The 6086-nt window shown below is 57.9% G+C and carries 4 protein-coding genes; 1 reads left to right on the forward strand and 3 read right to left on the reverse strand.

Annotated elements, in window-relative coordinates; all coding sequences use genetic code 11:
• Window positions 1–83: 83 nt before the first annotated feature.
• The 3 genes from ACESLM_RS24125 to ACESLM_RS24135 form a co-directional block, all read right to left on the reverse strand.
• Window positions 84–920: a carbohydrate ABC transporter permease gene (locus tag ACESLM_RS24125; protein ID WP_372635376.1), complete on the reverse strand. Its 837-nt coding sequence runs from the start codon at window positions 918–920 to the stop codon at window positions 84–86.
• On the reverse strand, window positions 917–1855 hold the full coding sequence (locus ACESLM_RS24130) for a carbohydrate ABC transporter permease (protein ID WP_372635378.1): 939 nt from the start codon (window positions 1853–1855) through the stop codon (window positions 917–919). Before ACESLM_RS24130 ends, ACESLM_RS24125 begins: the two co-directional genes overlap by 4 nt.
• A 157-nt stretch (window positions 1856–2012) precedes the next feature.
• The gene (locus tag ACESLM_RS24135) at window positions 2013–3362 is read right to left on the reverse strand and encodes an ABC transporter substrate-binding protein (protein ID WP_372635381.1); all 1350 of its coding nucleotides are present in this window, start codon (window positions 3360–3362) and stop codon (window positions 2013–2015) included.
• A 265-nt stretch (window positions 3363–3627) separates the two neighbouring features.
• On the opposite strand from ACESLM_RS24135, the gene ACESLM_RS24140 reads away from it, so the two are divergent.
• On the forward strand, window positions 3628–5955 hold the full coding sequence (locus tag ACESLM_RS24140) for a helix-turn-helix domain-containing protein (RefSeq protein WP_372635384.1): 2328 nt from the start codon (window positions 3628–3630) through the stop codon (window positions 5953–5955).
• The last annotated feature ends 131 nt before the right edge of the window (window positions 5956–6086 follow it).

The raw sequence follows: 6086 nt of genomic DNA on the forward strand, positions 1-6086 counted from the left end.
TCGGCTAAGTCAGGCCGCTTTGCGCGGCTTGGCTTAGCCGTTTTCTTGCTTGCGCCCCCGTCTAGGAGTCGCGGGGACCTCTTCTACCCTTTGACGGCGCCGGCGGTCAAGCCGGAAACCATGTATTTCTGGAAAAAGAGGAACAGCAGCGAGATCGGCACGATCGACGTGACGCACACGGTCATGATGCTGGCCCAGTCGTACGACAGCTCCCCGATATAGCGGATGGAGATGCCGGCGTTCAGCGTGCGCAGCTCGTCCTTGTTGATCAGCGTGAGCGAGTACAGGAAGTCGTCCCACGACAGAATGAACGAATAGATGCCGATGGAGAAAATGCCCGGCTTGGTCAGCGGCATGACAATCCGGAACAGGATGCCGAAGCGGCTGGCCCCGTCGATCTTCGCGGACTCTTCGAGCGCGACCGGAATGTTGTCGAAGAACACTTTGATCATCCAGATCGAGAACGGCAGGCTGGCCGTCGTCAAGGCGATGACGAGTCCCGTTCTCGTATTCAGCAGGCCGTAGCCGTTGTAGATCGTGTAGAGCGCGATCAGCAGCGACACGACGGGCAGCATCTGGGTCGAGAGAATCGAGAACAACGCCAGCGATTTAAAGCGGAACTCGAACCGGGAGAAACCGTAGCCCGCGAACATCGCGGCGATCAGCGTAATGGCCGTCGAGCCGAAGCCGACGAGAAGGCTGTTGCGGTAGTAAGTCGTGAACACGTTGTCCGCGAACAGCTTCTTATAGTGCGAGAGCACCGGCTCGGACGGAAACCAATCCGGCGGAATGCGGAACAGAGCCGAGTTGCCCTTGAACGAAGTGAGCAGCATCCAGTAGAGCGGGAATACGAGAAACAGCAGGAACGCGGCGGCGCCCAGCAAGGGCAGCGCGGCTCCGAAAATTCGTCGTTGTCTCAATGCGCCGAGCCTCCTTTGCCTTCCCCGATGGCGAACAGCCTGTTATATCCCCAGGAAAACAGCAGCATGATGATCAGCCACAGCGCGCCGATCGCCGCCCCTTTGCCCAGGTCCAGATCGATGAAAGCCGTCTTGTAGCTGAAAATGGCGAGCGTCGTCGTCGCGTCGACCGGTCCGCCGCTCGTCATGATCCAGAACAGCGGGAACATCTTGAAGTTCTCGATGCAGGCGATCAGCGTGACGGTCTTGATCGTGTTCTTCAGCATCGGCAGCGTGATATAGAGAAATTGCTGGCGCTTGGAGGCTCCGTCGATCGTCGCGGCCTCGTACATGTCGCCGGGAATGCCCTGCATGCCGGCCAGCAGCATCGTCACCATGAACGGAAGCTGCTTCCACAGCGCGGCGAGCATGACCGCCCACAGCGCCAGCTGCATGTCGGACAACCATTGGAGGGGCTGGTCGATCAGGCGAAGCGTCTGCAAAATATAGTTCAGAACGCCGTATTGCGGCTGGAACAGCCACATCCACAGCAGCGCCCCGATGATGGTCGGGACGACCCAAGGAATCAGAATAACGGTCCGGAGCGCTCTCCGGAACGGAATTTTCCCATTCAGAATAAGCGCCAGAGCCATGCCGAGAACGAACTGGATGGCGACTACAGAGAATACGTAGCGGAACGTCACTCCGATGGAATGGACGAAGTCGCCGTCGGCGAACAGCTGCTTATAGTTGTCGAACGAATTCCAGACTTGACTCTTCATGCTCAGCAGAGACACCTGGAAGAAGCTCATATAGAGCGACTTGACGATCGGGATGCCGATCGTGGACAGCAGCAAAATAAAGGCGGGACAGATGATGACGGCCAGGAAAATCGCATCCTTGGCCTTCTCGCTCAGGCGGACGCCTCTTCGCTCCAATTGAACGGGTTTATGCACGGAATTCACTTCCTTGTGACGGTTTGATTGCCGGACGAGGGCATGACGAAACAAGCATGGGGCTGCGTCGCAAGCGAAGCAGGTCCGCCGAAGGCGGGCTTCGGTGCTTATCGGGCAGCCCCATACGGGTGCAAGGGATGGTCCGGCGCAAGCCGGATTACTTCATGATTTGCTTCAGCTTGGCGTCGAGCTCGGCCGCGACCTTCTCCGGGCTCTCGTTGGCGACGGCCACCTTCTGCACCGCCTCGGCGATTTCCAGGTAAGCTTGCTCGAGTCCGGGATTGTTGGCCGGAAGCGGCTTGATCTTCGTCATCTGATCGACAAGCGTCTTATCGAAGTCGGTGGAGTTGAACTCCGGCAAAATGCTGATCGACTTGCGCGCGCTCATGACATCGCTGTTCTGGTGGTACAGCGAGATCATCTCTTCGTCGGTCAGGAACTTGATGAACTCCGCGGCCATTTCCGGATGCTTCGAATCCTTGCTGATGACCAGGCCGTGCGCTTCGCCGATGGAGACGTTGTCGCCCGTCTTGTTGACCGGAATCATCGCCGCGCCCCATTTCTCGTCGAACGCTTCACCTTGTCCGCTCAGGTTCTGGAACACTTTCCGTCCGTAATACCCGTCCGAATACATGCCGAGCCGTCCGATGCTGAACAGGTTGCGCAGATCCTTCAGCTTGGCTCCTTGCGGAGACAGGTTGTTTTTCACCAGCGTCTGGTAATACGTCAGCGTCTCGATTACTTCCGGCGTATTCACGTTGACTTGGCCTTCTTCTCCGAAGAGGGAGCCGTTAAAGCTGTAGAGGTTGCGCAGAGCGATCATGCCGTTGATCGGCAGCTTCTCCGTCGCTTCTCCGAGCCCGTAGATTTGCTCTCCGCTGTCCGTCTTGAGCTTAGAGAGCTCCTCCGCGAATTGCAGCATTTCATCGTACGTTTCCGGAGCGCGGTCGGGCAGTCCCGCCTTCTGGAACAACTCTTTGTTCCAATAAAGGATGTAAGGGGACGGCGCCCAAGGAACGCCCATCAGCTTGCCGTTATAGCTGTAATCTTCCTTATAGCTCGGGAACAGATCGTCGATGAAATCCTTGCCGACCAGATCGTCCAGAGGAATGATGATGTCCGAAGCCGCGTAAGTCGGGAACGTAGCCGTAAAAGTCTGCATGATGTCCGGCGTGTTGCCCGAGGATGCCATGACGAACGTCTGCTGCTTGATGTCTCCGAACGGAATGCCGATGTATTCGATCTTGACGTTCGGATGAAGCTCCGTGAACTTCTGCGCCATTTGCTCCAGGGCGCCTTTGGTCGCTTCTTCGCTGATGCTCCAGGAAGCGAATTGCAGCGTGATCGGTTCCCCGACATCCGGCGCGTTCGATGCGTCCGAAGACGAAGACGCGGCAGGAGACGAGGAGGACGGAACGGCAGGGGTATTTTCTTTGTCCGAGCTGCACGCCGCGAGCGTTCCGAGTGCCATGACCGCGGCCAGGGCCAGCGTCGTTTTTCTAACCATTTCTGTGTGACCTCCAATTCGATATCTGAATAGTTGGGCTTGCTGGATTTATCATAGAACGGCCGGGAACCGCGGTAAATCGCGCATTCCTGACGTTCGTCGTCCGAATCGGCACAATCGGGCGTATCGACTTTATGACATCGATGCTCAGTTCCTGATATCGGGCCCGGAATGGAGGGGATTGGGAGTTCCCAATCCCGATTCGGCTGTGCCATAATCGAAGGTGCGCTTAAGCGACGAAACTACGAGGAAACGAGGAAGCAAGATGACCGCCAAGCGCTGGATTCCGCGCAAACCGAACAGACAGTTCGTCCTGTACTTTCTTTCCTTTTTTCTGGTGATATTGCTGCCCGTTATTTTACTTAGCCTCTCTTCCTATAAACTGATGTATTCTACCATTCTGGACGAGATTCGCCAAGGCACGTCCAACGCGATGAAGCAGACGGGCCTGTCCGCCGACCGCTTGCTGCTGGACGTGACGACGCTGTCGGTGCAGCTCGGCCTGGACGGCAAAATCTATACGTCCTCCACGAACGTGGAAGACGCGTATTTGGTCAACGAAATCCGGGATCGGATCTCCACGCTTGCCGCCGAGAACGGATACGTGCAGGCGGTGCAAATTTATTTTCGCAAAAACAATCTCATCCTGTCCTCGGACGCTCCGAACCGGCATTACGCGAACCAGGTCAACGACGGCTGGATTCGCGATTTCTCGGTCAGCGGCAAGGAGCAGTTGTGGCTTCCGACCCGTTCGTTCGTCGATCAGGACGGCAACACGCAGCGGATTATGACGCTCGTCCGCAAATTCCCGGTCGCCTTTCCGAGCAATACGGGATACGTGGCGATTCATATTTTCGAGGACCGGTTTTACGAGCTGTTGAAAATGGCGGGGGCCGATCGCGACAACCGTCTTTATCTGGCCGACCCTTCGGGAGCCGTTCTGTCGGCGTATCCCCGGCTTGCGGGGGAGGAAGACGAGAGGATGGCGGAGCAGGCGGCCTCGCTGATCGCGGGAGAAGAGAGAGGAAATCGGGTCGGGAAATTCGGCGGGCAGGAGGCTCTGATCTCCATCGGAGATCAGCTGCGCAACGGATGGACGATCGTCTCGGTCGATTCGCTCGACTACTTGGAGGAAAGGCTGGGTTATATCCGCAGGGTTATCATGTTGACGGGCTTCGTGCTCGTGGCGCTCGGATCGGTCATCTCCTTCTTCCTGTCGCGGACGATGTACAATCCGATCAAACGGCTGTTCGAGAAAGCCGAGCGCGTCCAGAAGGAGTTCGCCCTCCCCGCCTCGTCGGACAAGCCGGGCTCGCTCGTCGACGTCTCGGGCATGGTGGATCAGCTCATCCATCGGCACAAGGAGCTGGAAGCCGCTTACGAGATCGGTCATTCCGCGATGGTCGACCGCTTCCTCTATCAATTGTTCTACAATCGCGCGAGCGGCGATCTCGAGCAGAGAGTGGACGACATGAGGCTGCCGATCACGCCGCAGGGCTTCGTCGTGATGATCGTCGAGCTCGACGGATACGCGGCGCTCAGGGAGCGTTACAGCGCGAGCGATATGAACCTGCTTCGCTATGCGACGCATAACATCGTGCAGGAAATCGTCTCGGGGCGCTATGTATGCCTGGGTACGGAGATCGCCGACAACCAGATCGCGGTGCTCGCCAATATCGAGTCGGCGGCGGAATTCGACCGTGTCCGACTGGCGGAGATGGCAGGGGAGATCATTCAGGCCGTCCGCTCGTATTTGAACTTGTCGGCGACGATCGGGTTCGGACAGCCCGTCGACGCGCTGGCGGACGCGCACATGTCGTTCCAGCAGGCGTCGGACGTCATTCGCCGGAAGCTGCTGACGGACGACCGCAAGGCGTTGTTCCACGAGAGCGAGGAGCATGCGCAGGCGTTCCAATACTTCTATCCCGTCCAGTTGGAGAAGGCTCTTATGAACAATATCCGGGCCGGCAACGAACAGCAGACGAGGGCTTGCCTGGAGCAGTTGAAGGCGGAGCTCAAGGGCAAGCCCGGCTTGTCGCACGAGAACGTCTACCGGGTCTATCACCGTCTGATCGACGAGGCGATCGATCTGGCCGTAGACGCGGGCCTGGCTTGGGAGAACGTATTCGGAGAAGGCAACGTCTACCGGGAGCTGGCCAAGCATGAGACGATCGAGAGCATTCATCTCTGGCTGGAAGAGGTGTTCCTGAACGTCATCGTCCAGCTGAGGGACCACCTTCGCAGCCCTTCGAAGGCAGACGCCGCCGTCGCGTATATCGCGGAGCATTACCGCGAGGACATCTCCGTGGAGCAGATCGCCGACGCCGTGCAGCTTAATCCGGCTTATCTCAGCCGTCTCTTCAAGCAGTCCACGGGCAAGACGGTGCTCGAGCATCTGACGCTCGTCCGCCTTGCCCGCAGCAAGACGCTGCTGCGCGAGACGTCGCTGAACCTGAGCGAGATCGCTCAGCAGATCGGCTATAACAACGCGAACAGCTTTATCCGTTTTTTTCGCAAATACGAGGGCGTGACGCCGGGCGAATTCCGCAAGCTGCAAGGCCAGGCCTCCAAGCCGGAGGAGGAGCAGGGCTAGGGCGTGTATGCAAACCCGCTCAGAGGCATCTATCACCGCCTTTTCGCCCCCTGCTGCGTCACTTTTGCTTGACGTACCCCCGGTACGCCTTCACAAAAGTTCCTTGCATGGAACGAAAATTCGGCAACATC

The organism is Cohnella sp. (assembly GCF_041641335.1).
In the GTDB taxonomy this organism is placed as follows: domain Bacteria; phylum Bacillota; class Bacilli; order Paenibacillales; family Paenibacillaceae; genus Cohnella.